Origin of the sequence: Streptomyces griseoviridis, from assembly GCF_005222485.1 — a bacterium.
In the GTDB taxonomy this organism is placed as follows: domain Bacteria; phylum Actinomycetota; class Actinomycetes; order Streptomycetales; family Streptomycetaceae; genus Streptomyces; species Streptomyces hintoniae.
Map to the genome: position 1 here is coordinate 8,066,000 of NZ_CP029078.1, position 26,865 is coordinate 8,092,864.

Here is a 26,865-nt window from a genome sequence, read left to right on the forward strand (position 1 = left end):
TCACTCCGTCACGCCTCGGGCGGCGCGGGCGCGGCTGCCCGGCCGCAGCGGAGTCTACTCATATGTAGACAGTGAGGGAAGGCTGCCCTTAGTTCACCGTCGATGACGGATCCGGTCCCGCCCGTCGGGGAACCCTGCCCTCCCTCACGTCGTCTACAGTGATGTAGACCGACTACGGGCCTGTAGACGCACGAGGCCCTCCGTCCAGCCGCCCGCCGCCGTCGGCGGTCCGTCCCGTCGCCAGGCACGCCGCACGACCATCACCGAAGGGGCCAAGCGCCGATGACGCCCGCGCACCAAGCCGCACCCCCGCTCCAACTCGCCGTGAACCTCCTGGACGCGCAGTCCCTGCTCGCCACCTTCGGCACGATCGGCATCGCCGTCGTGCTGTTCGCCGAGACCGGCCTGCTCATCGGGTTCTTCCTGCCGGGCGACTCGCTCCTGTTCACGGCGGGACTCCTCTGCGCCACAGGCTCGGCGACCGCGCCAGGACACCTGTCCCTCCCCTGGGTGCTGGTCGCCGCCGCGGCGGGCGCGCTCGCCGGGGCCCAGACCGGCTTCCTGCTCGGACGCCGCGCGGGACCGGCGCTGCTCGCCCGCACCAGGTCCCGCAAGATCGCCGACGGCGCCGCCCGAGCCTCGGACATCCTGGAGCGGTACGGGCACGCCAAGGCGGTCGTGCTGGCCCGCTTCCTGCCTCTCGTGCGCACCGTGCTGAACCCGCTCGCGGGCGCGCTCGGCGTCCCCGTACGGACCTTCACCGTCTGGCAGGTGCTCGGCGGACTGGTGTGGACCGTGGGCCTGGTGCTCGCCGGCTACGCGCTGGGCGCCTCGGTGCCCGACGTCGACCGCTACCTCCTGCCCATCGTCGCCGTCATCGTCGTCGTGTCGCTGCTGCCCGTCGCCCTGGAGGCGGCGCGCTCCCGGCGCGCGCACCGCGCGGACGGAGGCGGGGCCTGATGGAGACCGCGACACAGCTGCTCATCGCGGGCGGACGGGACGGTTTTGGCCTCGACGGGACGGCGTACACGGAGGTGGTCGACGCCGCGCACCGCGCCCCGTCCTGGCTCGACGGCCTCGCCTCGGCGTACTCCACCTACGGGCTCGCCCTGTTCGCCGTCCTGATGGTGATCGGCTGGTGGCGGGCCCGCGACCAGGACGCGCGGCGTGCGGTGCTCGCGCTGGCGGCCCCGGCGCTGACCGTGATCGCCTTCGCCGTCAGCACCGGGCTGAAGCAGGTGGTGCGCGAGGACCGGCCGTGCCGGTCCCTGCGCGTGATCACGCTGGAGGCGTGCCCCGCGCCCGGTGACTGGTCCTTCCCCAGCAACCACGCGACCCTGGCCGCCGCCGCGGCCGTCGCCCTCTGGTTCGTCTCGGTCCGCCTCGGAGCGGTCGCGACCGTCGCCGCGCTGGCGATGGCGCTCTCCCGGGTGTGGGTCGGGGCCCACTATCCGCACGACAGCCTCGCCGGTCTCGCCGTCGGCGCCCTCGTCGCCCTGCCGCTGGCGCGCGCGGTGTCCCGGCACGCCCTGACGGCGGCCGGCTTCCTCGGCCGAACGACCCGGCTGCGCCCGCTGATCACCTCGTGAACCCCGCCGGCGCACCCCGGTCCCCGGCCGCCGTCGTCCCCTTTCGGCGCGGCCGGGCGGTGGGGTGGTGGCACGTGCTCGCCGGGGCCTGACCGGTCAGGCGAGTGCCATGTCCGGCAGGGGCGACCAGCTGACGGGAACGTTCCGCATGACCAGGGCGCAGTCCAGGGTCGCGCTGCCCGGCGGGAACCGGTCCGGGTCGTCGAAGAAGGTGGACGCGGCGGAGCGCACCCGGCCCGCCTCGATGTGCCAGGCGTCGGTGCGCAGCTCCATGCCGTCCAGGTGGTGGCCCGACCTGGTGTCCGAGAAGCCCTTCGTGCCGCTCTCGAAGAAGCGGGACGCCTCGTCGAGGTCGGCGAAGAGTTCGCTGTCGCGCAGTTCGTCGCAGACGTCGACGGTGGTGTCCACCCGGGTGCCACCGTCCCGCGTCGCGTAGGCGACCCGCACCCGCGCTGCCGTCTCCCGTACCTCGAAGTCGGCGCGGCCGTGTTCGCCGGGGAAGACCCGCCCTCCCGACCAGGCGTTGAGCCAGGAGCCCGTGTCGCGCCGCGGGATGTAGACGCCCATCTCCACGCCGTCGGGCCCGTCCCACTCGACGGCGATCCGGTGCGCCGCGTTCTCGCTCCGCAGGCCTAGGGCCCGGGGTGCCCAGTCGGGCCGCAGGGCGCCGAGCCGCAGCAGGCAGATGCCCGCGACCGCGTGGCCGCGCACCAGCCGCGGGCGCAGCGGCGCCGGGAGCAGGCGGGCCGCCGCGTCCGGCGCGACCCGGTAGTTCACCAGAAGCCGCCGCTCGACGACGCTGGACAGGTGTGGCTGTCTCATGACCCCTCGGCTCCCCCCACGGGCACCCGCGGGGTGGCGCGGACCGATCCGTCCGGGTGGACGGCGGTGCCCGCCTCGTGCCGGGATGCCCCTCATCGTCCATGTCTAGCACGTCGGACAAGTGCCCGACAGTGCCGGGTGATGTGAGGTGGACCGGTCTCAACGGGCCTGTACGGGAGGGGAGTCGAGGGTCGGGGTCTTCGGTCCGTCGTGGACCGCCGAGCGGTTACCCGACGACGCGTACCGCGCCCGACGGGCAGAGCACGGCCGCCTCGCGCGCCGCGGCCTTGTCCCCGTCGCCCGGGTCGGGGGCGAGGACGGTCACGAGTCCGTCGTCGTCCTGGTCGAAGACCTCCGGCGCCGTCAGCGCGCACAGGCCGGCTCCCACGCAGACCTCACGGTCGCCCGTCACCTTCATGGTCGCTCCTCTCGCCGCGGTCACCAGGTGACCGGAAGTTCGTTCACGCCCTGGATCGTGGTGCCCGGACGCAGGTCGAGCCGGTCGACGGGCACCGCGAGCCGCAGGCCGGGTAGCCGGTCGAGCAACGCCGTGAGGATGATGTCCAGTTCGAGGCGGGCCAGGTTCTGGCCGAGGCACTGGTGGACCCCGTAGCCGAAGGACAAGTGGTGGCGTGCCTCGCGGTGCACGTCGAAGGTGTCCGGGTCGGCGAAGGCCGAACTGTCGCGGTTGGTGATGGAGTTGGCGATGATGACGCCCTCGCCCGCCCGGATGTGCTGCCCGTCGATCTCGATGTCGGCCGTCACGGCGCGCGCCCCGACGACGTCGGCGATGGCCAGATAGCGCAGCAACTCCTCGACCGCGCCCGGGATCAGCGCCGGGTCGGCGCGCAACGCGGCCCACTGCTCGGGGTGTTCGAGCAGGGTGATCACGCTGAGCGACGTCATCGAGGCCGTCGTCTCATGGCCGGCGACCAGCAGCAGGATGGCCGTCGCCACCAGCTCCTCGCGGTCGATCGCCCCGGTCTCCAACTGCTCCGTGACGAGGGTGCTCAGCAGGCCGGGACGCGAGGTGCCGCGCAGCGAGTCGACGAGGCCGCCCAGGTAGCTCTCCAGGTCGTCACGGGCTGCGCCGGCCCCGGCCGCGTCGGTGGACTGGACCAGCCGTCGGCTGGCGTCCTGGAACAGGTCGTGGTCCTCGTAGGGCACGCCGAGCAGCCGGCAGATCACCAGGGACGGCACGGGCAGCGCGAACCGGCTGACGAGGTCGGCGGGCGGTCCCGCGGCGATCATGTCGTCCAGGAAGCCGTGCACGATCGACTCGATGTCGGGGCGCATGCCCTTGATGCGCCGCACGGTGAACTCGCCGATGGTCATGCGCCGCTTCGGGCCGTGCTCGGGCGGGTTGAGGCCGATGAACCCCGGTCGGCGCTGCCGGAAGCTCTCCACGCGCGGGGAGGTCGCGGGGAAGGCCGGGTCCGACCGGTCGGAGGACAGCCTGGGGTCGGCCAGTAACTTCCGTGCCGTCTCGTGCCCGGTCACCACCCACACCTGCCGGCCGTCGTAGAGGGTGACCCGTTGCAGGGACCCCTCACGTGCGCGGAGGTCGTCGTAGCGGTCGGGCAGGTGGTAGGGGCAGGTGCGGTCGCTGGGGAAGGCGGGGGCGTCGGATGGGGGCGTCGCAACGGTCTCGGTCATGGGTCCCTCGATGCGCTCGACACGTTAAAGAACGTTCCGTTCTCTAAAGAAAGGCTAGGCTGGCCCATCCGAGGCCCGCAATGGTGTGCCCGACGAATGGCCGGGAGTCATGCCTCCACCGCACGAGAACCTGACGGACAGTCCAGCGGGCGATCACCGCAGGAACCCCCGCCGCCGGGGCGAGGAGTTGGAGCGGGCGATCTTCGCGGCCACCCTCGCGGAACTCGCCGAGGTGGGTTACTCCGGACTGACGATGGAACGCGTCGCCGTGCGGGCCCGGACCGGCAAGGCCACCCTGTACCGCCGCTGGCCCGGCCGCGCCGAACTGGTCGTCGAGGCCTACACGTCGCACCATCTGATCGACGCCGAGCCCCCCGACACCGGCGATCTGCGCGCGGACGTCATCGCCACGCTCCAGCAGCTCTCGGCCAAGCTGACCACCTCGCACGGCGACATCCTCCGCGGCCTGCTGGCGGAGACGGCACGCAACCCCGACCTCGCCCGTGTGATCCGCGAACGCGTGCACACCGCGGGGCCCGGCCGGATCCGGGGCGTCCTGTGCCGCGCTGTCGCGCGCGGCGACATCGAGCCGTGGGTGCTCACCTCACGGCGCGCCTCCGTGGCGGTCGATCTGATCCGCGACCACTTCCTGCTGTACGGGGCCCCGATACCGGTGGACGTCATCACCGAGATCGTCGACGACGTCTACCTGCCTCTGCTCGTCGCACCACGCACCGGCGACTGAGCCGCGGCAGTGCGGGGTGGGTGAGCGGGGTGGGTGAGCGGGGTGGCTGAGCGGGGTGGCTGAGCGGGGGCGGCCCGTGAGACGGCCGCCCCCGCTCGGACATGCGCAGCGCTCCGGGGTGTCAGCCGCTCAGGCGTGTCCACCGACGCGGCTCACTTCACGGTCGCCTTCGTCGGCTTGCTCAGCGCCGTGGTGGTCAGTCCCGGTCGGGTGACGGTGAAGCCGCCGCGCTGGTACTCGCAGCACCGGGTGGACACGCTGACGTCCCAGCCGCCGGCGGCGACGTCGGTCAGGTCGAGCGTCGCGGTGACCGAGCGGTTGTCGGCGGCGACCGAGTCCGTGACGGCGGTGAGCGTCCTGCCGCTCTGCCGCAGCCGTACCTGGGTGTCCGGGCCGAGGGCCGTGCCGGTCACGGTCAGCTTCACCTTGGTGCCGGCGACCCCGGTGGCGGGGCTGACCGCGGTGACGGCCGCCTTCTCCGTGCCGCAGAGCGTCGACTGGCAGGTCAGCCGGGCGCTGTAGGCCGTGCTCGACGCCTTCTCGGGCAGACCGAGCAGGAACAGGGTCGGCTCGGCCGCGGACGACGAACCACCGGCCGCGCACAGCGCGCCCGACGTCGACTGCGTGCAGCCGTTGCTCCAGCGGCTGTTGTAGAGGGCGGGCACCGCGGTCGTGGTGGCGCCCGAGGTATCGGTGATCTCGGCGGCGAAGCGGTCGAACCCGGCGGTCGGCAGCACCGCGCACACCGCGCTGTGGCGCTCGTCGAGGGTGCCGGTGACCGGCCCGTACCCGTACGCCACCGACGGCACCCGGACGCACTCGGCCGCGGGACCGTCCGCGTCCGCGATCCGCAGGGCGTCGAGGTGGTACTCGGGCGCGGCCTTCAGGGTGGCCGGGGTCTGGACGAGGACCTGGTGGGTGGTGGACCCGGTGACCGCGCAGGAGCGGTTGGCGAAGGAGCACTCGGCGTCGCCCTCGGCACCGAACACCGCCAGGTTGGCGGTGCCCAGCGCGTCCCGTACGTCGACGTGGACGACGTCGGTGGCGGCCGCCGTGACCTGGTGGCACGTCAGGGTGCCCGGTTCACCGGCCGGGGCGGCGAGCGAAGGGCCGCCCACCGTCGTCGCGGCCGTTCGCGCGCAGCCCGCCGAGGAGGCGGTCCTGGTCACGTCACGGCGGGCCAGGGTGTAGCCGGCGGCCTGGGCCCGGCCGGTGACCAGCACCGTGTGGGCGAGCGACGGGGTCAGGTCGCACAGGGTCCAGCCGTTCGTGGTGGCGGCGCGGTCGCAGACCCGCTTCCCGGTGGTGTCCAGGACGGAGAACTTCGCCGGGACGCCACCGGAGGTGGCCGCCAACTGGAGGACCTCCGCGCCGCTGTGCGCGTCGGCCGGGATGCTGAAGCACCGGGAGAACGTGTCGGCGTCGGTGCCGAACACGGCCTCCGCGCCGTCGGCCGTGAAGCTCCCGGACGGCAGCACGGGGCAGTCGTTCGCCGCGTCGGTGCGGTGCAGGGCGAGGGCGTACGCGCCGATGGCCCTGGCGCCCTCGCTCTTGGAGTGCACCAGGAGGCGGAAGGGCGCGGTGCCGGTCAACGCGCAGTCGCCGGCGGCCAGTTCGGTCGCACCGCACTGCTGGGCGCCGGTCGCGTCGACGACCTCGGGGGCCGCGACCACACCGGAGGCGTTGATCGGGGTGAGCGCGGCGATCCTGGCGCCCTCCGGGGCGTTCAGCTCGACGCAGTCGTACTCGCCGACGGCGCTCAACTCGCCCCGGAACAGACCGGTCCCGGCGCTGACGCACCCGGCGCCGGAGGCGCGGTCGAGGACGACCAGGTCGTCGTCGTACTCCTCGAAGGGGTAGGTGCCGCGGCCCAGGACGGCGGTGTACGTGCCGCCGGCGGAGAGCCGGCAGAGGTCGTACTCCCGGCAGGCGATCCTGCCGTCCGCGTCGAACACGAGGACGGGGGCCGCCGAGTAGTCGTCGACCTGCTGGACCAGATGGGGTCCTGTCCTGCTCGCGGTGAAGGTGAAGCACGGGACGGAGCCGAAGTCGAGGCCGTCGAGGGTGCCGAAGGGCCGCACGGAGGTGGGCCGGCAGCCGCGCGGCGCGCTGAGCGAGCGCACCGTGACCGCGTACGCGGCGGGGAAGCCGCCCTCGGCGTTGCTCACCTGGGAGATCACCCGGTAGGGGCCGGTGCCCGGCAGCACGCAGCTGAGCGAGTCCTGGTCGTCCGGCGGGAAGTGCGGGCAGATCCGGGCGCCGCTCGCGTCGGTGATCCACGCGGTCATGCCGCCGTAGACCTTGGTGCCGTTGGTGAGCCTGACCAGTTCGCCCGGCTCACCCTCGAACGGCTGGCAGTCGACCTCCAGCGGTCCTGTCGAGGTCCGGCTCACGGCCGGCAGGTCCCAGCCGGTGCCGGTGCGCTCGAAGCAGCCGCGGGTGGCCTGGGTGAGCGGGACGACGGTGACGGTGGCGTCGGTGTCGGACCACTGGCCGTTCACCACCTTGACGGTGTAGGTGCCCGGCTCGGGCACCTGGCAGCGGCCGCTCTCGGAGAACGTCTCGTCGTAGCAGTCGACCTCGGTGCCGTCCGAGGCGTACATCTGCGCGTGGACGATGGACCTGGGCCCGACGGACACCAGGTGCAGGCCCGCCTCCTCGATCCGCACGGTGAAGCAGGCGCTGCCCTCGGACGGGAGGTTCGCCGTACCGACGGCGCCCCCGGGGTCACCGAAGGGCGCGAGCGCCAGGGGCGCGCATTCGGTGCCGGCGGCAGCGGCGGGGCCCGCCCCGGTCAGCGCCAGCAGCGACGCCAGCAAGGAGACGAGCGCGACGAGGACGGCGGCGGGCGTCGTCGCCCGCGTTCGTCCCGTAGGCGGACAGAAGGTGGCGACAGACAAGGCATCCCCCCGGATCGCGCGTAGTTGAGGCGATGATCGCACGGGGGTCTGACAGCGGGCACCCGAGATTCGGCCTGGATCCCCGTCCGCCGGCGGTCGACCGGTCTCGGTCGGCGAAGGCCGGCCGAAGGACCGGAGGGAGGTCAGTCGAAGAACGGGGCTGAGGCCGGGCGAAGGACCGGGGGAAGGTCAGTCGAAGGACGGGTCTGAGGCCGGGCGAAGGACCGGGTGGAGGTCAGTCGACGCAGAACTCGTTGCCCTCGATGTCCTGCATGGAGATGCACGAGTCGACGCCGTCGTAGAGCAGTTGCACGCGCACCGCGCCCAGCGCGACCAGGCGGGTGCACTCGGCCTCCAGCACCGCCAGCCGTTCCTCGCCCACGAGCCCGGTGCCGACCCGGACGTCGAGGTGGACCCGGTTCTTGGCCGCCTTGCCCTCGGGAACCCGCTGGAAGTACAGCCGCGGTCCGCCCTGGGACGGATCGACGCAGGCGAACCACGACCCCCGCTCCTCGGGCGGCTGCTCGCGCTCGTACGCGTCCCAGGTGTCGAACCCCTTCGGCGGTGGCGCGACGTACCCCAGCACCTCGCACCAGAAGCGACCCACGCGCTCCGGTTGCGCACAATCGAAGGTGACTTGGAACAGCTTGATCGACGACATCCGCGCACCCTAACAGCGCGCTTCGCGGAAAGTCCTGCCATTTTGTCCGGCGGATCGATCTTCCGGCCGCGGTCCCTCTCACCTCCCCACGGAAGGCACCGTTCGGCCACGCTGTGCGGAAACCCCTCGAATTTCAACGGAGTTATCAGTCCCGAATCCTCGATCTGATATTCCAAGGTGGTCAAGTTTCCCCCCACACACGGGAGTTCGCATGCGCCCAGCACGCGCACGCAGATCACTGACCTCGCTCCTCGCCGCGGCCGCCGCCGTCTGTCTCGCCGTCACCGCCGCCCCCACCGCGCTGGCCGCCGAGACGGGCGCCGCGGCGGCCGGCGCGTACGTCGCGCTCGGCGACTCGTACGCGGTCGGGCCCGGCACCCGCACCTACGACGACCCGAACGACGCGTGCAGGCGCGGGCCGTTGTCCTACCCCAGGCTGTGGGCCGCGCAGCACACCGGGTACTCCTTCGTCGAGGCGTCCTGCTCAGGGGCGACCACCGCGGACATCAAGACCCAGCAGGTGCCCCGGCTCACCGCCGGCACCACGCTGGTGACCGTGCAGGCGGGCGGGAACGACGTCGGCTTCGTCGCCGTCCTGCAGAACTGCATCCTCACGCTGGACGACAAGGACTGCGTGGCCGGGGTGGAGGCGGCGAAGGCGGCGGCGACCGGCGCGCTGCCCGGCGCGCTCGCCGACACCTACGCGGCCATCAGGCAGAGCGCGCCCAACGCCCGCGTGGTCGTGGTCGGTTACCCCCGGCTCTACAAGATCGGCGGCAACTGCGGCGTCTTCGGTCTGAGCGACACCGAGCGCACCGCGCTGAACTCGGCGGCCGACGTTCTCGACACCGTCCTCGCCCAGCAGGCCGCGAGCGCGGGCTTCACCTTCCTCGACCCGCGGACGGCCTTCGACGCGCACTCCATCTGCTCGGGCAACACGACCTGGGTGACCAGCCTGGAGTGGGACAAGATCAACGAGTCCTACCACCCGAACCAGGCGGGACACCGCGACGGTTACCTGCCCGCCCTGAACGCCATCACGGGCTGACGGCGGGAGCCGCGGGGCGCCACCCAACAGCCCGCGCGGGGCTCCGCCGAACACCCCGCGCGAAGCTCCACCGAACAGCCCGCCGGGCACTGCCCGAAGGCGCCCTGGGGCGGCACGCAGTCGCGTACCGCCCCAGGGCGCCGGGGATGTTGAAGTGCGCGGACGTCAAGTCCGCCGGTCACCTTGCCGGTTCGGCGCCCGCGTCGGCGTCGACGACGGAGGACGCCTCCGCCTCCGCGTCCCCAGCGGTTCCGGTGCCCGTGCCGGTCCGGACGCCGGGAGGACCGTCGTCCACGGCCGGTACGAGCATCTGGGACGCGGCGAGTTCGCGGTAGAGCGCGTCCGTGGCGACCAGGTCGTCGTGGGAGCCCGCGGCGCGGATCAGGCCGTCCTGGAGGACGATGATCTGCTCGGCGTCGGTGACCGTCGACAGGCGGTGCGCGATCAGGACGACCGTGCAGCGGCGTGCCGCCTGGTCGACCGCCTCCCGCAGGGCCTGTTCGTTGCTTGCGTCGAGCTGCGCGGTGGCCTCGTCGAGCAGCAGCACCTCGGGTTCGCGCAGCAACGCCCGTGCGATGGCGAGGCGTTGGCGCTCACCGCCGGAGAGGGTGACACCGCGGTTGCCGACCTCGGTGTCGAGACCCTCGGGCAACCGGGCGATCAGCGAGTCGAGACGGGTCAGGCGCAGCACGTCCGCGATGGCCTCGTCGCTCGCGCCGGTGGCGGCGTAGCGGAGGTTCTCGCGGAGCGTGCCCGCCATGACGGGGGACTCCTGCTCGACGTAGGCGATCCGGCGGCGGACCTCGGCGCGGGGCAGGGCGGCGATGTCCAGGCCGCCGATCCGGATGGTACCCGCGTCCGGCTCGTAGAAGCGCTGGAGCAGCGCGAACATGGTGGTCTTGCCCGCGCCGGAGAGGCCGACGAGCGCGGTCCTGGTGCCGCCGGGCACGGTGAACGCGACGCCGCGCAGCGCCGGCCCGCGCCCCGGGTACGCGAACTGGACGGCGTCGAACTCGACCGGCGGCGCGACGGGCCGTGCGCCACGTGAGCCGGCGGGGGCGGGGGCGGGGTCGCGGTCCGGGAGGTCCACGTCGTCCTCCGCAGGCAGCTTCTTCACCTGTTCGATGCGGACGATCGCGCCGAGCCCCTGCTGGAGCATGCCGAGGCCGCCGAGGAGCGAGGCGATCGGGCTGGCCAGGTAGAAGACGTAGAGCAGGAAGGCGATGAGCTGCGACGCGTCGAGGTCCCCGGCGGCCACCAGCGCGCCGCCCACGCCGAGCACCGCGAGGAAGGCGGCCTGGATGGCGACGCCGGACAGGACCTGGACCAGCGCGACGTACTTGGCGCCGGTCAGTCCCGCCTCGTACGCCTCCTGGACGGCGGCCTCGGCGCGGGCGGTCTCCCTGGTCTCGGCGCCGTTGGCCTTGACGGTGCGGGCCGCGCCGAGCGAGCGGTCGAGGGCGGCTCCGATGGCGCCCACGGAACGCTGGGCGCGGGCGACGGCCTCACGGATGCGCGGCAGGATCAGTCCGAGGACCGCGCCGGTGCCGCACAGCACCCCGAGGGTGACACCGAGCAGGCCGAGGTGGACCGTCCCCATCAGGGCGATCGCGCCCAGGACGGTCAGCAACCCGTTGGTGATCATGACGAGGCCCTGGGTGGCCGCGTTCTGCACCAGGGCGCTGTCGGAGGTGACCCGGGCGACGAGGTCGCCGGGGGGACGGCGGTCCAGCTCGGGGACCTTCAGGCGGATGAGGCGGAAGACCAGGTCGCGGCGGATGGAGCGGACCACCTGCTCGGAGGTCCGCTGCTGCCACCAGGACTGCAGGCCGGTCAGCAGGGCCCCCGCCACCACCAGCACACCGAGCAGGACCAGCGGTCCCGTGACGGTGACGCCGTCGGCCAGCGAGTCCAGGACCGACCGCGCCACCAGCGGCTGGACGAGCCCGCTGGCGCTGGCGGCGAGCGCGAGCAGCAGCGACCCGGACAGCGCGAGCCGGTAGGGGCGGGCCTGCCCCAACAGCGCCCGCAGCGGCCGGACTTCGGACGCCGTCGGTCCGTCGGGCGCGGCCGGGTCCGTGGGGGAGTGCGGCCCGCCGTGGCCTGGCGGCCCCGCGGCGGGCGGTTCGCCGGGCCCGGCGTTCGGCGCCGCTCGCGGCGGGATCGGGTGGGCTGTGGTCATGGGGTGCTCCGGGGTGGGGGATGCGCTCAACGGCGTACGGAGGCCGCCGGGTGGGCCGTGACGAACGGGGCGGGGGCGTGGGGTGTTCCGGAGGGGCTCGCTCAGCGGTCCGCGAGTGCCACGGGGTGCGCGGTGACGGGCGGTCGGGGATTTTGAGGTGGGACGCGTTCAGCGGCTCGCGGAGGCCACCGGGTGGGCCCTGACGAGTTGTTCGAGGTGGTCGGCCGCGGCCTGTCGGCCGCCCGCGGCGCGCAGTGACCGGCCGACCGCCTCCGCCGCCGTGCGGTGCCCTCCGGTGTCGTCGAGGACCGTGCGGAGCGCCTCGGCGAGTTTCGGCGCCGTCACCTTCCCGAAGCGCACCCGGACGCCCGCGCCCGCCTCGGCCACCTGCCTGGCCACGATCGGCTGGTCGTCGCGGATCGGTGCGAGCACCAGCGGCAGCCCGTGCCAGAGGGATTCGCAGACGGTGTTGTGGCCGCCGTGACTGACCACCGCCCGTGCCCGGCCCAGGAGTTCGAACTGCGGGACCCAGGGGCGCACCAGCACCCCGGGCGGCGGGTTCGTGAGCTGTCCGCCCGGGTCCGCGACGACGCCCTGCACCCGGTCGCCGAGCAGGCCGAGAGCGGTAGCGGCCTCGCCGAGGAAGCGCGCGCCCGCGTCGGTGTTGGCGGTGCCGAGCGAGACGAGGACCAGCTCACGGGCGGGGTCGAGGGCCGCCCACGGGAAGTCGGGGTCGCCCGGCCGGTCGGCGATGGCCGGGCCGACCAGGTGGATCCGCTCCCAGGGCAGGTCGGCCGCGTCGCCGAGGAGGTCCCCGCTGGTGAAGGCGAGGACGCCGTACGGTGAGAAGCGCGGGTCGCCGGTGGCGTCCGGGTCACCGATCGCCGCCCGCAGCGCGGCCAGCCGGTCGGTCAACCAGGCTGCCACCTTGGGCAGTTCGGCGAGCGGGTCGACGAGTTCGGCGGAGGTGCTGGCCGAGGTGAAGTACGGGACGCCGAGGCGTTCGCAGACCAGGGCGCCGGCCACCGCGTGCTGGTCGGTGACGACCGCGTCGGGGCGGAAGGCCCGCACCGCGTCGGTCACGGCGGGCGCCATGGCCTCGGCGAGCGGGATGAAGAAGTCCTCCCAGAGGAAGCGGAAGGCGGCCGGTCCCGTCAGGGTCGGCGGCCTGACCAGTTCGCTGGTCGCGGGCAGTGTGCACGGGTGGACGACGGCGCCCGGCCCGGTGGCGGCCAGGACCCGGTCGGGGTAGCCGCACCACTCCACCTCGTGGCCGCGCGCGGTCAGTTCGGCCGCGACCCCGACGAGCGGGTTGATGTGCCCGGTCAGCGGCGGGACCACCAGCAGGTAGCGGCTCATCCGAGGGCCCCGGCCGGGGCGCCGGTGCGGCGCGAGTGGTGGTCGCGGACCCACTCAAGGACCAGGTCCCGGGTCCTTGCGGGCTGTTCGACCAGGACCGAGTGGCCCTGGTCGGGCAGCACCACCGTGCGGCACCCGGCGACCTTGGCCTCCAGGTCGGGCACCTGGGCGCTGAGCCCGGAGTCGCCGCCGAAGACGGCGAACAGCGGGCAGCGCAGCGCGGACAGGTCGTCGTCGATGAGCCGCCCGGCCGGGACGTCCTCGGCCAGGGTGGTGGTCTGAAGGATGCGCGCGGCCCCACGGGAGAGCCGCGCGGTGTGCGCCCCGTACCGCTCCTTGATCCATTCGATGGCGTGGTCGTGCACCAGGTCGCGGCGCGCGTGCGCCAGGCCCTCCGCCATGTGCCCCGCCCAGGCGGCCACCGGCGGCTCGGACTCGATCATGGTGACGGTGGCGGTGCGCTCCGGGTGCCAGGCGGCGAACCCCGCGGCGACCGTGCCGCCGAAGGAGTTGCCGACCAGGTGCACCGGGCGGCGCTCGTCGAGGGCGTCGAGGAGCAGCGCCAGGTCCTCGACGAAGTCCTCCAGGCGGTAGCCGGTGGCAGGCCGGTCGGTGCGGCCGTGCCCGCGCAGGTCGTACATCACGGTGTCCATGCCCGCCGCGGACAGCGCGGGGCCGAGGGTGAAGTAGTAGCTGGCGAGGGAGTCGGTGAGCAGCCCGTGCACCAGGACGACGACCGGGGGCTCCCCGTCGGGCACCGTGCCGCCCGCCGCGCCCGCGGCCAGCCGCTGCACATGGGTGGTGATCTCGCCGGTGCGTGTCTTCGCCATCCGGTCAGCTCTCCTCGGTGGCGCGCAGCGACGCGACGACGTAGTCGGCGAGCCGGCCCACGGTCAGCTCGATGATCTCGTCGAGTTCCAGGTCGGCGACGAACAGCGCGAGGTTGACGCGGTCGCCGTACTCCTCGCGCAGCAGACCGGCGAGGGAGACCAGGTCGATGCTCTCCAGCTCCAGGTCGTCGTGGAAGAGGGTGTCGCGGCCGATCTCGGCGTCCTCGAGACCGGCGTCGGGCAGCTCGCGCAGCAGCGCGGCGATCCGCGCGAGGACGGTGCTCTCGTCGGCGACGGGCGTGGTGGGGGTGGTCGCCTCAGTGGTCATGCCGGCTCTCCTGACTGACTGGCTCGGCGCCGCCCGTGGTCCAGGCGACGACGTACATCCGTTCGGGCAGCCCCGCGGGGGCCGCCACCTGACCGCAGCGCACTTCCCAGGCGCTGCCCGCGTGTTCCACCCGCAGCAGGTCCTGGCGGGCCGCGGTGACCCGGAAGTCCCCCGGCCGTCCGCCGAGTCCGGTGCCGCGCTCCTTCGCGACGGCTTCCTTCGCCGCCCAGAACCGGGTGAACCACAACGCTTCGCTCTCGTCGCCCGCGGCGACGGTCCTGGCGAGGAGCGCGCGCTCCTCGGGTCCGCAGGCCGCGTCGACGGTGCCCGCGGGTCTGGCGGTGACCTCTTCGAGGTCGATGCCGCAGGGGCCGCGGCGGGCCAGCGCCACGGCGGCCTCGGCGCAGTGCGCGAGGGAGACGGTCAGCCCCTCGCCGAGGTCCCGTCCGTGCACGCCGGTCACCACGGGACGGCCGCTGTCGTCGTTGTGCAGCGCGATCTCGGCCGGGTAGACCTCGTCGGCGCCCTCCGCCCACAGCAGCCGGCGCACCGCGTCCTTGGCGGCGATCCGGCCGAGCAGATGACGGCGTCTGCGGGTCGGCGGCAGGGCCGCGTGGCGTTCGCGTTCGGCGCCGCCGAGCATGTTGCGCATGATCAGGTCGCGGGTGGCGAGATCCGGCCAGCGCTCGTGGACCACGCTCCAGCCCTCGGCGCGGGCCTCGGACAGGGTGTGCCGGCCGGGGAAGCGGTCCACGAGCCGGATGCCGGGGTCGGTGTCGAAGCGCCGGTCGGTCCAGCCCGTGCACTGCGCCCAGACCCGGCCCGCGTGGACGAGCTGCATGTCGGCGGTGAGCGTGGTCGGGGTGACCTCACGGACGCGGATGTGGCAGTCGAGGGCGGTACCGGCGGCCGGCTCGGGGCCGAAGTAGTCGATCCTGGCCATGCCGACCGGGAAGACGGTGGTGCGCTCGGTGAGGCTGCTCATGATCCAGTAGCCGAGGAGCTGGCCGACGTTGTCGAGGAGCGCGCCGGGCGGTCCCGGCGCGGTGAGCACCCCGCGCACGTGGTGGTCGCCGATCGCGGTGAGTTCGGTGACGCCCTGGAAGGCGGGGCCGTGGAACATCCACCGCTCGCTGTAGAGCTGTTCGGCGGTGAGTCCGGGCGTCCGCTCGGCGGCCGGGTCGACCGGCCAGAGGGCGGGCGGAGGCGCGGACGCGGTCTCCGGCGCGAGCTGGACGACGGCGCCGGCGAAACCGGTGAGCGTGACCTCCACCCGGTCGGCTCCCAGGCGCCGCACGGCGACCGGCACGTCGGAGGCGGGCATGGCCTCGATCCACCTCTGGAGCCGCACCTGGTGCACGGCCACCGTCCGCCGTCCCGGCAGGGCCTGTTCGGCGATCCGGGTCAGATGGTCGATGACGGTGGTCGCGGGCACGATCGGCCACCGGTCGGCCTGGTCGGGCCAGCCGGGCCGCTGCCGGAAGAAGCAGTGGTCGAGGAGGTAGGGCATCCGCTCGACGTCGACCCGCAGCACGTCGGGCACCGGCGCGAGCCCGTCCCCGCCGAGGGGGCGGTCGGGACCGGCGGTGCCGGCGGGCGCCCGGCGCGGCGCCGCGACAGCCGGACGGGGGGCGAAGGCCCTGGGGGCGGGGTGTGCCCGGATCGCGGCGAGGAGTTCCTCGGCGACGGCGGCGGTGTCGGTGAGCAGCGCGGAGAACTCGGCGGCGACGGAGCCCCGCCCACCGGCTAGGCCGAGCCGGCCGATCGGTCCGCCGGCTTGGCTTGTGCTGAGGGTGCCGTCTGTGTCGCTTGTGCGGAGGGTGCCGCCTGTGCTGACTGTGCCGCGTGCGTCGCGTGCGTCGCGTGCGTTGCGTGCGTCGCGTGCGTTGCGTGCGCTGCCTGTGCTGACTGTGCCGCCTGCGCCGGCCGAGCCGCCCGCGCCGCCCGCGCTGAGCGTGCCGGCCGAGCCGCTTGTTCCGCCCGTGCCACCCACGCTGGCCGAGTCGACTACGCCGCCTGTGCTGAGGGTGCCGGTCGAGCCGGCTGTGCCGCGTGCGTCGCGTGCGCTGACTATGCCGCCTGCGCCGCCTGCGCCGCCTGCGCCGCCTGTTCCGCCCGTGCCGCCCGTGCCGCCCGTGCTGAGCGTGCCGACCGGCGCGGATGTCCCGGGCCGGTCACGCGGCTCGACGCGGACGCCGGCGCGGACGTCGGTGAGGGCGACCGGCACGGCGGGCCGCGCGGCGCCCGGCGCCCGGTCGGCCGACGGGACGGCTGCCCCGGCCCGAGCCGCTGTCGGGACGGCCCGCGGGGCGTGATCCGCCGCCGGAACCGCTCGCGCGGCGTGATCGCCCATCGGAACCGCTCGCGGGGCGTGATCGCCCGCCGGAACCGCCCGCACGGAGTGACCCGCCGCCGGAACCGCCCGCGCGTGCCGTCCGCCGCGGTCGGGCCCCGATGCCGTCGCCCACCCGGCCCGGCCGGCGCTCGGGACGGCGACGGGTTCCGCTCCCGTCGTCCGGCCGCCCGCTGTCGCGAGCGTCCGCCGTGGCGCGAGAAGGCCGTGGTCCGTGGCCGGGAGGGAGACGAGGGCTCCACCGAGGTCGAGGCGCACCGGCGCGCGGCCGGCGGCCCGGGTCCGCCGGGCGCCCGAACTCGCCTTCGCCGCGGGCGGATCGAGCGGTCCGACGTCCGGTTCCGCGCCCTCCGTCCACAGCGCGGTCGCCACCCGGCGGAGTTGGGCGAGACTGTCGCGTGAGCCGACGTGGGCGGGCACCACCAGCCGGTCGCGGCCCGTGAGCGTGTCGTCGATGAGGGAGCCGAGCTGGCCCGCGCCCAGCGTCAGGAAGGCCCGGAAGCCCGCCCGGTACATCTCCAGGACGAGGGCGCGGAAGCGGACCGGTTCGAGGAGGTGGCGCACGAACAGCTCGCGGACCGCGTCCGGGTCGGCCGGGAAGGGGGCGGCGACGGTCGCGGACCACACGGGGGTGTGCGGCGGGTGCAGCCCGTACCGCTCGGCCGCGTCGCGGATCGGACCCAGGTAGGGCGCGAGCATCGGTGTGTGGAACCCGGAGCGGAACGGCAGCACCTGGGCGATGACGCCCTCGGCGCGGAAGCCGTCCACCAGCTCGGCGACGGCGTCCTCCGGGCCGCAGATCATCGACTGGCCGGGGGAGTTGTCGTGGCTGAGGACGACGTTCGCACGGCCGTCGAGCCGGCGCAGGACGCGGTCGGCCGCGGTGCCGACGACGGCGAAGGCCACTCCGGGCACCCGCAGCGCGTCCGGGTCGAAGCCGGCGAGGAAGGCGTCCACCTCCTCGGGCGCGTGCACCCCGGCCGCCGCCATCGCCGTCCACTCGCCCACGCTGTGGCCGGCGACGGCGTCGGGCCGCACGTCCAGGCGGCGCAGCGCGGTGTCGAGGAGCCGGCCCAACTGGAAGACGGCGGCGCCGTGCCGGCCGACGTCACCGACCTCGGCGGCCGGGCCGTGGGACCACTCCAGGCCGAGCCGGGCGGCGAGTTCGTCGACCCTGGGGGTGAACTCGGCCTCCAGGCCGGGGAAGACGAAGGCGGTGCGGCCACCCGCCGGGCCGAGGACCGGACGCGGGGTGAACCACACGTCGCTGCGGCCGCGCCACGGCTCGCCCTTGGCGACCGCCTTGCGGGCCAGTCCCAGGCGGCGCGCGGTGGGGTCGACGATGCCGAGCCGCACCGGGCCCGCGCCGGGCGCCCCGGTCTCGGGCAGGCTCGCGGCGAGCACCGCGCCGTCGTCCGCGTCGAGCAGGGCGGCCAGCTCCCCGGGGGTCGCGGCGGCCAGCCGCAGCACCCGCTCCGGCTCGCCGACGCTCACCCGCGGCCGCCGCGCCGGTGCCGCGGCGGGCTGTTCGAGGACGACATGGGCGTTGATGCCGCCGAAGCCGAAGGCGTTGACGGCGGCCCGGCGCGGGGCGCCGCCCGCGATCTCGTCCCAGGGGCGGGCGGCGGACAGGGTGGTGAACCGGGTCGCTTCGAGGGCCGGGTTGGGGTCGTCGCAGTGCAGGGTCGGCGGCAGCGTCCCGTGGTGCAGGGCCAGCGCCGCCTTGATCAGACCCGCCACGCCGGCGGCCGGCATGGTGTGCCCGATCTGCGACTTGACCGACCCGATGACCGCGCGGTGGCCGGTCGCTGGCCCGAATACCTCGGCCACGGTGGTGAGTTCGGCCCGGTCGCCGGCGGCGGTCGCGGTGCCGTGCGCCTCCAGGAGCTGGAGCGCGTCGGCGGCCCGCGGGTCGAGCCCCGCCGCCTCCCACGCCTGCCGGACGGCCCGGATCTGGCCGCCAGGGTCGGGGTTGAAGAGGCTCGCGGTGCGCCCGTCGCCCGCCACCCCGGTGCCGCGGATCACCGCGTAGACGCGGTCCCCGTCGCGCTGGGCGTCCGCGAGCCGCTTGAGGACGACGACGCCGGTGCCCTCGCCGATCAGGACGCCGTCCGCGTCCCGGTGCAGCGGGCGGATGCGCTCGCTCGGGGAGAGCGCGCCGAGCTGCGTGAAGACGCTCCACAGGGTGAGGTCGTGGCAGTGGTGGACACCGCCCGCCAGCATCACGTCGCAGCGCCGTGAGGTGAGTTCGCGCACCGCGTGGTCCACCGCGACGAGAGAGGACGCGCAGGCGGCGTCCACGGTGTAGGCGGGGCCGCGCAGATCGAGCCGGTTGGCGACCCGGGAGGCGACCAGGTTGGGCACCAGGCCGATCGCGGACTCCGGCTCCTCGGGTCCGAGCCGGTCGCAGAACCCGGCGCGGACCGCCTCCAGTTGGGCCTCGTCGAGCTGCGGGGCCAGCTCGCGCAGGGTGTGCACGAGCTGGTTGGCGGTGCGCACCCGCTGGTCGAGCCGGACCAGGCCCGGCGTGAGGTAGCCGCCCCTGCCGAGCACGATACCGGCGCGTTCACGCCGGTCGGGCAGGACCGACTCGCCGCCCGCGTCGGCCAGCGAGCGGTGCGCCACGTCGAGCGCGATGAGCTGGTCGGGTTCGGTGGCGGGCACCGAGTTCGGCATGATCCCGAAGCGGGTCGGATCGAACTCGGCGCCGTCCACGAACCCGCCGCGACGGCAGTAGAAGCGGTCGCTGCGGCGGTCGGGGGGCGGCCCCGACGGGTCGGCGGGCCGGTAGAAGAGCGGGTCCCAGCGGTCGGCGGGCACCTCGGAGATCGCGTCCGCGCCGCTGACGATGTTCTGCCAGTACGTGGCCAGATCGGGGGCGCCGGGCAGCAGCACCTCCATGCCGACGACGGCGACCGGTTCCGGCCGGGCCGCGGGTCCGCCGGTGGCCGCGGGGGTGGCCATCGCGCTCACCAGCCGGAGGCGGTGTAGACGACGGTGTGCTCGTCCGGCGCGCCGTAGGCGAGTTCGCGCAGCAGGCTGAGCGGGCCCTCCTCCAGGTCGATCAGTTTGATGCCGCGCGCCGCGTAGGAGCGCATCAGCTCGGGGCCGACCATCCCGCCGCCGGTCTCGGACGCGGCCCAGGGGCCCCAGTGCACGGTCAGGCCGCGCCGCTCGGCGCCCGACCAGCGGCGGCCCAGCTCCTCCAGGACGTCGTTGGCCGCCGCGTAGTCGCTCTGGCCGCGGTTGCCGAGGGCGGCGGCGATGGAGCCGAAGAGGACCGCGAAGCGCGGGCTCACCGGCAGCCGGTCGACCGCGTCGAGGACGGTGCGGGCGCCGTCCGCCTTGGTGGCGAAGACCCGCGCGAAGGACTCGGGGGACTTCTCGGCGATCAGCTTGTCCTCGATGAGCCCGGCGGCGTGCACCAGACCGTCGAGCCGTCCGTACTGGGCGTAGACCTGCTTGACGGCCGCGCCGACCGCCTCCGCGTCCCGCACGTCGACCCGCTGGTACTCGGCCTCGCCGCCCAGCTCGCGGACGGCGGCCAGGGTGGCGCGCACCTCGCGTTCGGCGAGGATCGCCGCGACCCGGCGTTCGGTCTCGGCGGGCGTGGTGGTGAGTCCCCCGGCGAGCAGCGCGCCCCGCAGCGCCGCCCGGTCCTGCGCGGTGGCGGTCAACTCCTCCTCGGAGGGCGCGGGTTCAGGGGTGCGGCCGAAGAGGACCAGACGGCAGCGGGACGCGGCGGCGAGGGTGCGGGCGAAGCGGGCGGTGATGCCACGGGCCCCGCCGACCAGGAGCACCACGCTGTCGCGGTCGAGCCCGACGGCCTCCGCCTCGGCGACGCCGTCTCCCGCGGGACCCGCGCCGCTGGTGGCGATCGCGCCGAGCGGGGTGGGCCGCAGGTGGAGGGCGCTGCGCCGGCCGCCCCGGTCGATGAGGACGACCGGTTCGCCCTCGGGGGCGGCGAGTTCGGCGAACAGCGCCTGGGCGGCCTCGGCGGGGCTCGCCGTGTCGTGGACCTCGGCCAGGGTGGCGCGGGTGCCGGGGTACTCGCGGGCCACCGTGCGGAAGAAGCCGCGCAGCCCGCTGGGCGTCCCGGTGCCGCGCCGGTCGGCGGCCAGCAGGCGGCGCGGCCCGGCGGCGAGCAGATGCTGATAGAGGGCGAACTCCGCAGGCAGGACGGGGCTTTCGGCGTCCAGCGGAGTGAGGTGTACGACGGTCTCGGCGCCGGTCGCGGGGAGGCCGCCCGCGGGGACCAGGTCGGCCGTGACGCCCGCCTCGGTCAGCAGCGCCGCCAGCGCGGTCGCAATCTCGCCGCCGCCGATCAGCAGCGCCCGGCCACCGGACTCGGGGCGGGCGGTGGCGGGTTCGAGGACACGTTCGGCGAACAGCAGCCGCTGCGGCGCGGTGATCTCCGGGCGCGGCCCGTCGGCGGCGGGCGCGACGGCGGGCGGGACCGCGGCGGGCGTGCTCGCGGGCGCGGTGCCGACGGCGGCTTCCAGAAGGGCGCTGAGCGCGCGGACGGTCCGGGCGCCGCCGAGCGCGTCGAGGTCCACCTCGGCGGTGTCGAGGCCGAGTCGGGCGCCGAGTTCACCGGCGATCTCGGTGCGTTTGATGGAGTCGACGCTGAGGTCGGCCTCCAGGTCGAGGTCCGCCTCCAGCATCTCCACCGGGTAGCCGGTGCGTTCGGCGACCACGGCGAGCACGGTGTCGAGGACCGGGAGTCCACGGGCCGGGGCGTCGCCCGTCCCGCCGGCCGGGGCGAGCGCGGCACCCGGGTCGGTGCCGAGCCGGGCGGCGAGCAGCCCGGCGATGCCCTCGGCGGTGCGGACCCCGCTCAGCTCCTCCAACTGCTCGGCCGCGTCGCCGCCGATGCCGAGCCGGACCGCCAACTCACCGGCGATCTCGGTGCGTTTGATGGAGTCGACGCTGAGGTCGGCCTCCAGGTCGAGGTCCGCCTCCAGCATCTCCACCGGGTACCCGGTGCGCTCAGCGATCACGCCGAGCACGGTGTCGAGGACCGAGGTGGCCGGTGCGCTGCCGGACGCGGTGACCGCCGTCGCGACGAGCGCGGTCGACGGGACGACGGCGGGCGCGGGCGCCGTGGCGAGGGACGGGACGGTCTCTGCGGGGGGCGGCGCCCACGCCGTCGCGGACGCGGGCTCGGGCGCTCCCAGGTAGGAGAGCAGGACGTCGCGCTGGGCGGAGACCATCTCCCGGCTGCTGCGGAGGAACTCCGCGATCAGCGCTTCGGGACCGGCGGCCGGCGCGGTGAGGGGACGCGGGTCTGACAAGGCGAACTCCGTCACGGGTCGGGCGGGGTGCAGGGCGTGCGGCGGGAGCGTGCCGTCGGCGCGGCGCAACAGGTGCCCGTCGACGGTGAATCCGGCCCGCCGCACGGAACCGGCGGTGGCGGGGTCGACGGTGTCGCGGCCGGTGAACAGCGGCCGGGCCCGCAACGCGACGCCGCTGACGGCGAGTTGGGCGAGCGCGGTGAGGAAGGCGGGGAGCCCGCCGTCGCGGACGCCCTCCAACGGGACGGCGCGGTGGGGGCGGTCGCCGAGCACGTCACCGACCAGACGGCTGAGCACCCGGCCCGGCCCGGCCTCCACGAAGACCCGCGCGCCCGCCTCGTACATCGCCTCGATCTGCTCGGCGAACCGGACCGGTGAGCCGAGTTGGGCCATCAGTTCGGCGCGGATGCCCGCGGCGCCCTCGGGGTAGGGGGCGGCGGTGCGGTTGGCCCAGACCGGGAAGGCCGGCGCGGGCAGGGCGAGTTCCCCGAGGTGGGCGCCGAAGTCGTCTCCCGCTCCGGCCAGCAGCGGGCTGTGGAAGGCGCAGGCCACCTTGAGCGGTTTTGCGGTGTGCCCGGCGTCCTTCAGATGGGCGACGGCGGCGGCGACGGCCTCGGTGGGGCCCGAAATTACCGTCTGGGTGGGGGAGTTGTGGTTGGCGGCCACCACGTCGGAGGCCAGCCCCGCCAGCCGTAGCACCTCCTCGACCTGGTCGGCCGTGGCGCCGACGGCCGCCATGGTGCCCGGGTCGTCGGCCGGTGTCCGGCCGAGGACGGCCTCGGCGCGGGCCGCGCTCGCGGCGAGGAGTTCGTCGGGCGTGAACACCCCGGCGGCGGCGAGCGCGGCGAGTTCGCCGTAGCTGTGGCCCGCGGCCATCGCGGGGCGCACCCCGAGCGAGGTGAGCAGTTCGGTGGCGGCGAGCGCGGTGATGCCGAGGGCGGGCTGCGCCACGGCCGTGTCGGTGATCCTGGCCTGGTCGCGGGCCGCGGCCCCGGCGTCGAGGGCGGCGGGCGGGAAGAGGGCGTCGGCCCAGCGGGCGCCCCGGTGCAGATGGTGGTGGAGCGTGGGGAAGGCGGTGAACAGCGCCGCGAGCATGCCGGGGCGCTGGCTGCCCTGACCGGGGAAGAGCAGGGCGAGCCGCCCTTCCTCGACCTCGGGCGGGACGGCGCGGGCGAGGTGGATGCCGTCGGCGGGGGCGTGTTCGCCGTCGGCGGCCCGGCGCAGCAGTTCGGGCAGCCGCTCCAGGGAGGGCGCGACGACGGCGACGCGCACCGGTTCGCCGCGCAGCGCGGCCTGGTCGCCGCGGACGGCGGCGTGGTGGGCGAGGTCGCGCAGCCGGCTGTGGCCGCCGTCCTGCTCGATCAGGGCGAGCAGCGCGCGGACCGCCTTGGCGGCGGCCTCCTCGTCGCGTCCCCGGAACAGGAACAGCTCGGCGGGCCAGGCGTCCAGGGCGTGCGCGGCGGGCGCCTGGTCGTAAGCGCGCAGCACCACATGGAAGTTGGTGCCGCCGAAGCCGAAGGCGCTGACGCCCGCGATCCGTTCGGCGGGTTCCGCGGCCCAGGGCACGGCGGAGGTGTGGAAGACGAACGGGCTGGTGTCCGCGTCCCACGCCGGGTTGGGCCGGGACAGGTGCAGGGTGGGCGGCTTCACGCCGTGGTGCAGCGCGAGGGTGGTCTTGACGAGTCCGGCGAGCCCGGCGGCGCACTTGGTGTGCCCGATCTGCGACTTGACCGAGCCGACGGCGCAGGAGCCGGGCGCCGCGCCGTGTACCGCGAACACCTCGGTGAGGGTGGCGAGTTCGGTGCGGTCGCCGACGACGGTCCCGGTGCCGTGCGCCTCGATCAGACCGACCTCGGCGGGGGAGACGCGGGCGTTGGCGTAGGCGCGGTCCAGGGCGGCGCGCTGGCCCTCGGGGCGGGGCGCGGTCAGCCCGAGGCCGCGGCCGTCGCTGGCGCTGCCGACGCCGTCGATCACGGCGTAGACGCGGTCGCCGTCGCGTTCGGCGTCGGCGAGCCGCTTGAGGGCGACGCAGGCGACGCCCTCGCCGAGGGCGATGCCGTCGGCGCTCGCGTCGAAGGTGGCCGAGCGGCCGGAGGGCGACAGCGCGTGCACCGAGGAGAAGAGGAGGTAGTCGTTGATGCCGTTGTGCAGGTCGGCGCCGCCGCAGAGCACCAGGTCGCTGGTGCCGGTGACGAGTTCCTTGCAGGCGGCGTCGACGGCGGTGAGCGAGGAGGCGCAGGCCGCGTCGACGGTGTAGTTGGCACCGCCGAGGTCGAGCCGGTTGGCGATGCGGCCCGCGATGACGTTGGCGAGCATGCCGGGGAAGGAGTCCTCGGTCAGCCGCGGCAGTTGCGCGTCGAGGCCGGGCGGCAGCGCGCCGACGTAGCCGGGCAGCACGGTGCGCAGGGTGGAGGCGTTGGCGAGGTCGCTGCCCGCCTCGGCGCCGAAGATCACCGAGGTGCGGCGGTGGTCGGCGTCCGCTCCCGCGTAGCCGGCGTCGGCGAGGGCGCGGCGGGCCGCCTCGAGGGCGAGCAGCTGCACCGGTTCGATGCTGGGCAGGGAGGCGGGCGGGATGCCGTAGCTCAGCGGGTCGAAGGGGATGCGCGGCAGGAACCCGCCCCAGCGGGAGGGGGTGCGTTCGCCGTCGCCGTCGGGGGCGTAGTACAGCTCGGGGTCCCAGCGCTCGGCGGGCACCTCGGTGACGCTGTCGGCGCCTGACACCACGTTGGCCCAGAACTCGCCGAGGTCGCGGGCGCCGGGGAACATCGCGGCCATGCCGACCACGGCGATCCGCAGCGGCGGGGGCGCCTGCCCGGCGGGCGGGGCGGCGACGGCGGCGGCGCGCTCGGCGAGCCAGGCCGCGGCGCCCTCGGTCACCTCGCGGTGCAGGGCGGCGACGGTGGTGACCGCGGAGCGCAGCACACTGACCTCGCCGGCCATGAACATCCCCTCGGCGCCCTGGCGTTCCTCGTCCACGGCGCGCAGGCCGTCGCCGACCCGCTCGACGCCCTTGGACGCGAGGCGCAGCCGGCCGACGTTGAACCGCTCGAGGCGCTCCCAGATCTCCCGGTCGGGGACGCCCTCGGCGGTGAGTCCGTCGCGCAGCGCGGCGAAGTCGCGGGTGACCTCGCTCGCGGCGCACCGGGTGGCGTGGCCGGGCGCGGTCTCCAGCAGGTCGGTGCGCTCGGCTGCGACGACCCGCCGCTGGAACAGCGGCCGGATGGCGCCCGCTTCGACCGCTTCGGCGGTGAACAGGTAGGCGGTGCCCATCAGGACGCCGAAGGCGGCGCCCGCCTCGGTGAGCGGGGCGGCGACGGTCGCGGCCATCGCGGCGGACCGCGCGTCGTGGATGCCGCCCGCGAACAGCACCGTCAACTCCGAGGCGGCGGCCGGGCCTTGCTCGGCGAGGAAGGCGCGCAGCACCTCGGTCTGCGCCTCCCAGAGCGGGAAGCTGTTGCGCGGTCCGATGTGGCCGCCGCACTCGGCGCCCTCGAAGACGAACTTGCGGGCGCCCGCCGCGAGGAACTGCCGCAGCAGCCCGGGTGAGGGCACGTGCAGGAAGGTCGATATGCCCTCCGCCTCCAGGGCGGCGGCCTGCGCGGGACGGCCGCCCGCGATGACGGCGTGGGTGGGTCTCAGCTCCTTGACGACGGCGAGCTGCTCCTCCTTGACCCGCTCGTCGGCGAAGCCGAGGATGCCGACGCCCCAGGCGGCGCCCTCGGGCAGGGTGTCCCGGGTGCGGCTGAGCAGGGCGCGGGTGCGGGTGGCGTCGGCGAGGGCCAGCGCGAGGAAGGGCAGCGCGCCCTCGGCGGCGACCGCCGCGGCGAAGTCGGGTTCGTCGCTGACCCGGGTCATCGGGCCCTGGGCGATGGGCAGTCGGGTGCCGAGCGCACGCGCTCCCGCGGACCCCTCGGCCAGCGCGGCGCCCGCCTCCCCGCGCGCGGTGGCCAGGCCGATCGCGTCGCGGACGGTGCGCACCGCTTCGGCGACGGTGGTGGAGCGGGCGGCGAAGGCGGCGGCGAGGTAGCCGTCCTGACCGACCGGCAGGAGCCTGCGGGCCGGATCGGCGGCGGCGAAGGCCCGTTCGGCGGCGGCGCGGTCGGCGGGCGGTTCGGGGGCCCGCGGTCCGCGCCGGCGCAGCAGCCGCACACCGTCGACGAGGACGCTCTCGGAGCCGTCGAGCGAGCCGAGGGCGTCGACGGTCTCGGCGTCGGGTTCGGCCTCGTCGAGCAGGGCGAGCTGGATGTCGAGGACGACCCCAGCGGCGCCGCCGGCCACCGCGGCGGCGGCGGTGCGCGGACCGATGCCGCCCCACGCCCAGACCGGGACGGTGATCCGCGGGTCGGCGAGCACGCCCTGGAGCAGCACGAAGGTGGAGAGTTCACCGGCCGGGCCGCCGCACTCGCCGCCGCGCAGCAGCAGCCCGTGGACGCCGGCCCGTACCGCGTCGGCGGCCTCGGCGAGCCCGGTGACCTCGGCGAGGACCCGGCGGCCGGGGAAGTCGGCGGCGGGCCGCGTGGGGTCGGCGAGGAGCACGGTGGTGACGCCGTCGGGGAGGTCCGCGGCGTCGAGGGGGCAGCCGGGCCGCAGCCGGACGCCGAAGGGGCGCCCGCCGGACCAGCGGGCGGTGCGGTGCAGGACCTCGACGGCGTCGCGGCGCGACTCGGGCAGTTCGAGCACGCCGAGGGCGCCCGCCCGGCCGCACGCCGCGGTGAGTCGGGGCGAGGGACGGTGCAGCGGGTTCACCGCGAGGACGGTGTCTGTCGGGGCCTCGGGCAGCGCGGGGGTGGCGAGCATCCGCATGGGAGTCTCCGGTGTGGGGGGTGGTGCGCGGTAGTCAACTGGGGGCCACGGCAGGCGGTCAACTGGTGACGGACGGTGACCGCTGCGGACGTCGGGCGTGGACCGCACCCTTTCGAATACCGAAAACCACGCACACCGATACCGTCCTGCGGCATTCACCGAAACGCCGTGCGGCGACGCGGTGCCGATGATGTGAATGCGCCACGCGTTGGCAACACGAATGTCGCAATAACCACACCGACGTGTGCGGCAGATCACTCCGAGTCTGTAAGGAAACACCTAACCGCGGGCCAGG

The 26,865-nt window shown here is 75.0% G+C and carries 15 protein-coding genes; 4 read left to right on the forward strand and 11 right to left on the reverse strand.

Annotated elements, in window-relative coordinates:
* The first annotated feature begins 282 nt into the window (after window positions 1-282).
* Window positions 283-960 carry a DedA family protein gene (locus DDJ31_RS34910; protein WP_127176412.1) on the forward strand — a complete coding sequence of 226 codons (678 nt, stop codon included), beginning with the start codon at window positions 283-285 and terminating at the stop codon, window positions 958-960.
* A complete protein-coding gene (locus tag DDJ31_RS34915) occupies window positions 960-1,589 on the forward strand; it encodes a phosphatase PAP2 family protein (protein ID WP_127176411.1) in 630 nt (209 codons plus the stop codon). The genes DDJ31_RS34910 and DDJ31_RS34915 overlap by 1 nt, the downstream gene beginning before the upstream one ends.
* Window positions 1,590-1,685: 96 nt before the next feature.
* Here the strand turns inward: DDJ31_RS34915 and DDJ31_RS34920 are convergent, their stop codons facing one another.
* The 3 genes from DDJ31_RS34920 to DDJ31_RS34930 all read right to left on the reverse strand — a co-directional run bounded on the left by DDJ31_RS34920 (window position 1,686) and on the right by DDJ31_RS34930 (window position 4,067).
* Complete coding sequence (locus DDJ31_RS34920; protein ID WP_164784833.1) at window positions 1,686-2,411, reverse strand: DUF2071 domain-containing protein; 726 nt, start codon at window positions 2,409-2,411, stop codon at window positions 1,686-1,688.
* A 226-nt stretch (window positions 2,412-2,637) separates the two neighbouring features.
* Window positions 2,638-2,829: a ferredoxin gene (locus DDJ31_RS34925; RefSeq protein WP_127176410.1), complete on the reverse strand. Its 192-nt coding sequence runs from the start codon at window positions 2,827-2,829 to the stop codon at window positions 2,638-2,640.
* A 20-nt stretch (window positions 2,830-2,849) separates the two neighbouring features.
* Entirely contained in the window at window positions 2,850-4,067 is a 1,218-nt protein-coding gene (locus DDJ31_RS34930; RefSeq protein WP_127176409.1) for a cytochrome P450, read from the reverse strand.
* Between the two features lie 109 nt (window positions 4,068-4,176).
* On the opposite strand from DDJ31_RS34930, the gene DDJ31_RS34935 reads away from it, so the two are divergent.
* Window positions 4,177-4,812 (forward strand): TetR/AcrR family transcriptional regulator, encoded by a 636-nt coding sequence (locus DDJ31_RS34935; RefSeq protein ID WP_127176408.1) that lies wholly within the window; start codon window positions 4,177-4,179, stop codon window positions 4,810-4,812.
* 152 nt (window positions 4,813-4,964) lie between these two features.
* Here the strand turns inward: DDJ31_RS34935 and DDJ31_RS34940 are convergent, their stop codons facing one another.
* Together DDJ31_RS34940 and DDJ31_RS34945 are read right to left on the reverse strand one after the other, a co-directional pair.
* On the reverse strand, window positions 4,965-7,712 hold the full coding sequence (locus tag DDJ31_RS34940) for a Tat pathway signal protein (RefSeq protein ID WP_127176407.1): 2,748 nt from the start codon (window positions 7,710-7,712) through the stop codon (window positions 4,965-4,967).
* Window positions 7,713-7,947: 235 nt separating this feature from the next.
* Window positions 7,948-8,373: a VOC family protein gene (locus tag DDJ31_RS34945; protein ID WP_127176406.1), complete on the reverse strand. Its 426-nt coding sequence runs from the start codon at window positions 8,371-8,373 to the stop codon at window positions 7,948-7,950.
* Between the two features lie 211 nt (window positions 8,374-8,584).
* On the opposite strand from DDJ31_RS34945, the gene DDJ31_RS34950 reads away from it, so the two are divergent.
* Complete coding sequence (locus DDJ31_RS34950; RefSeq protein WP_127176405.1) at window positions 8,585-9,421, forward strand: SGNH/GDSL hydrolase family protein; 837 nt, start codon at window positions 8,585-8,587, stop codon at window positions 9,419-9,421.
* A gap of 178 nt (window positions 9,422-9,599) precedes the next feature.
* Here DDJ31_RS34950 and DDJ31_RS34955 read toward each other — a convergent pair whose 3' ends face one another.
* From DDJ31_RS34955 to DDJ31_RS34985, 6 genes are all read right to left on the reverse strand, one after another.
* Window positions 9,600-11,603 (reverse strand): ABC transporter ATP-binding protein, encoded by a 2,004-nt coding sequence (locus DDJ31_RS34955; RefSeq protein ID WP_127176404.1) that lies wholly within the window; start codon window positions 11,601-11,603, stop codon window positions 9,600-9,602.
* A gap of 168 nt (window positions 11,604-11,771) precedes the next feature.
* The gene (locus DDJ31_RS34960) at window positions 11,772-12,962 is read right to left on the reverse strand and encodes a glycosyltransferase (RefSeq protein ID WP_127176403.1); all 1,191 of its coding nucleotides are present in this window, start codon (window positions 12,960-12,962) and stop codon (window positions 11,772-11,774) included.
* A complete protein-coding gene (locus tag DDJ31_RS34965) occupies window positions 12,959-13,792 on the reverse strand; it encodes an alpha/beta fold hydrolase (protein ID WP_127176402.1) in 834 nt (277 codons plus the stop codon). The genes DDJ31_RS34960 and DDJ31_RS34965 overlap by 4 nt, the downstream gene beginning before the upstream one ends.
* A gap of 4 nt (window positions 13,793-13,796) precedes the next feature.
* On the reverse strand, window positions 13,797-14,120 hold the full coding sequence (locus DDJ31_RS34970; RefSeq protein ID WP_127176401.1) for an acyl carrier protein: 324 nt from the start codon (window positions 14,118-14,120) through the stop codon (window positions 13,797-13,799).
* Window positions 14,110-19,437: a type I polyketide synthase gene (locus DDJ31_RS39515; protein ID WP_240677971.1), complete on the reverse strand. Its 5,328-nt coding sequence runs from the start codon at window positions 19,435-19,437 to the stop codon at window positions 14,110-14,112. The genes DDJ31_RS34970 and DDJ31_RS39515 overlap by 11 nt, the downstream gene beginning before the upstream one ends.
* A gap of 5 nt (window positions 19,438-19,442) precedes the next feature.
* A complete protein-coding gene (locus DDJ31_RS34985; RefSeq protein WP_127176400.1) occupies window positions 19,443-26,570 on the reverse strand; it encodes a type I polyketide synthase in 7,128 nt (2,375 codons plus the stop codon).
* Between the last annotated feature and the right edge of the window lie 295 nt (window positions 26,571-26,865).

Coding starts and splice junctions, on each gene's coding strand:
- DDJ31_RS34910 (WP_127176412.1), top strand. CDS start 283: ATGACGCCCGCGCACCAAGCCGCACCCCCGCTCCAACTCGCCGTGAAC.
- DDJ31_RS34985 (WP_127176400.1), bottom strand. CDS start 26,570: ATGCGGATGCTCGCCACCCCCGCGCTGCCCGAGGCCCCGACAGACACC.
- DDJ31_RS34965 (WP_127176402.1), bottom strand. CDS start 13,792: ATGGCGAAGACACGCACCGGCGAGATCACCACCCATGTGCAGCGGCTG.
- DDJ31_RS34915 (WP_127176411.1), top strand. CDS start 960: ATGGAGACCGCGACACAGCTGCTCATCGCGGGCGGACGGGACGGTTTT.
- DDJ31_RS34925 (WP_127176410.1), bottom strand. CDS start 2,829: ATGAAGGTGACGGGCGACCGTGAGGTCTGCGTGGGAGCCGGCCTGTGC.
- DDJ31_RS39515 (WP_240677971.1), bottom strand. CDS start 19,437: ATGGCCACCCCCGCGGCCACCGGCGGACCCGCGGCCCGGCCGGAACCG.
- DDJ31_RS34955 (WP_127176404.1), bottom strand. CDS start 11,603: ATGACCACAGCCCACCCGATCCCGCCGCGAGCGGCGCCGAACGCCGGG.
- DDJ31_RS34935 (WP_127176408.1), top strand. CDS start 4,177: ATGCCTCCACCGCACGAGAACCTGACGGACAGTCCAGCGGGCGATCAC.
- DDJ31_RS34950 (WP_127176405.1), top strand. CDS start 8,585: ATGCGCCCAGCACGCGCACGCAGATCACTGACCTCGCTCCTCGCCGCG.
- DDJ31_RS34960 (WP_127176403.1), bottom strand. CDS start 12,962: ATGAGCCGCTACCTGCTGGTGGTCCCGCCGCTGACCGGGCACATCAAC.
- DDJ31_RS34920 (WP_164784833.1), bottom strand. CDS start 2,411: ATGAGACAGCCACACCTGTCCAGCGTCGTCGAGCGGCGGCTTCTGGTG.
- DDJ31_RS34970 (WP_127176401.1), bottom strand. CDS start 14,120: ATGACCACTGAGGCGACCACCCCCACCACGCCCGTCGCCGACGAGAGC.
- DDJ31_RS34930 (WP_127176409.1), bottom strand. CDS start 4,067: ATGACCGAGACCGTTGCGACGCCCCCATCCGACGCCCCCGCCTTCCCC.
- DDJ31_RS34945 (WP_127176406.1), bottom strand. CDS start 8,373: ATGTCGTCGATCAAGCTGTTCCAAGTCACCTTCGATTGTGCGCAACCG.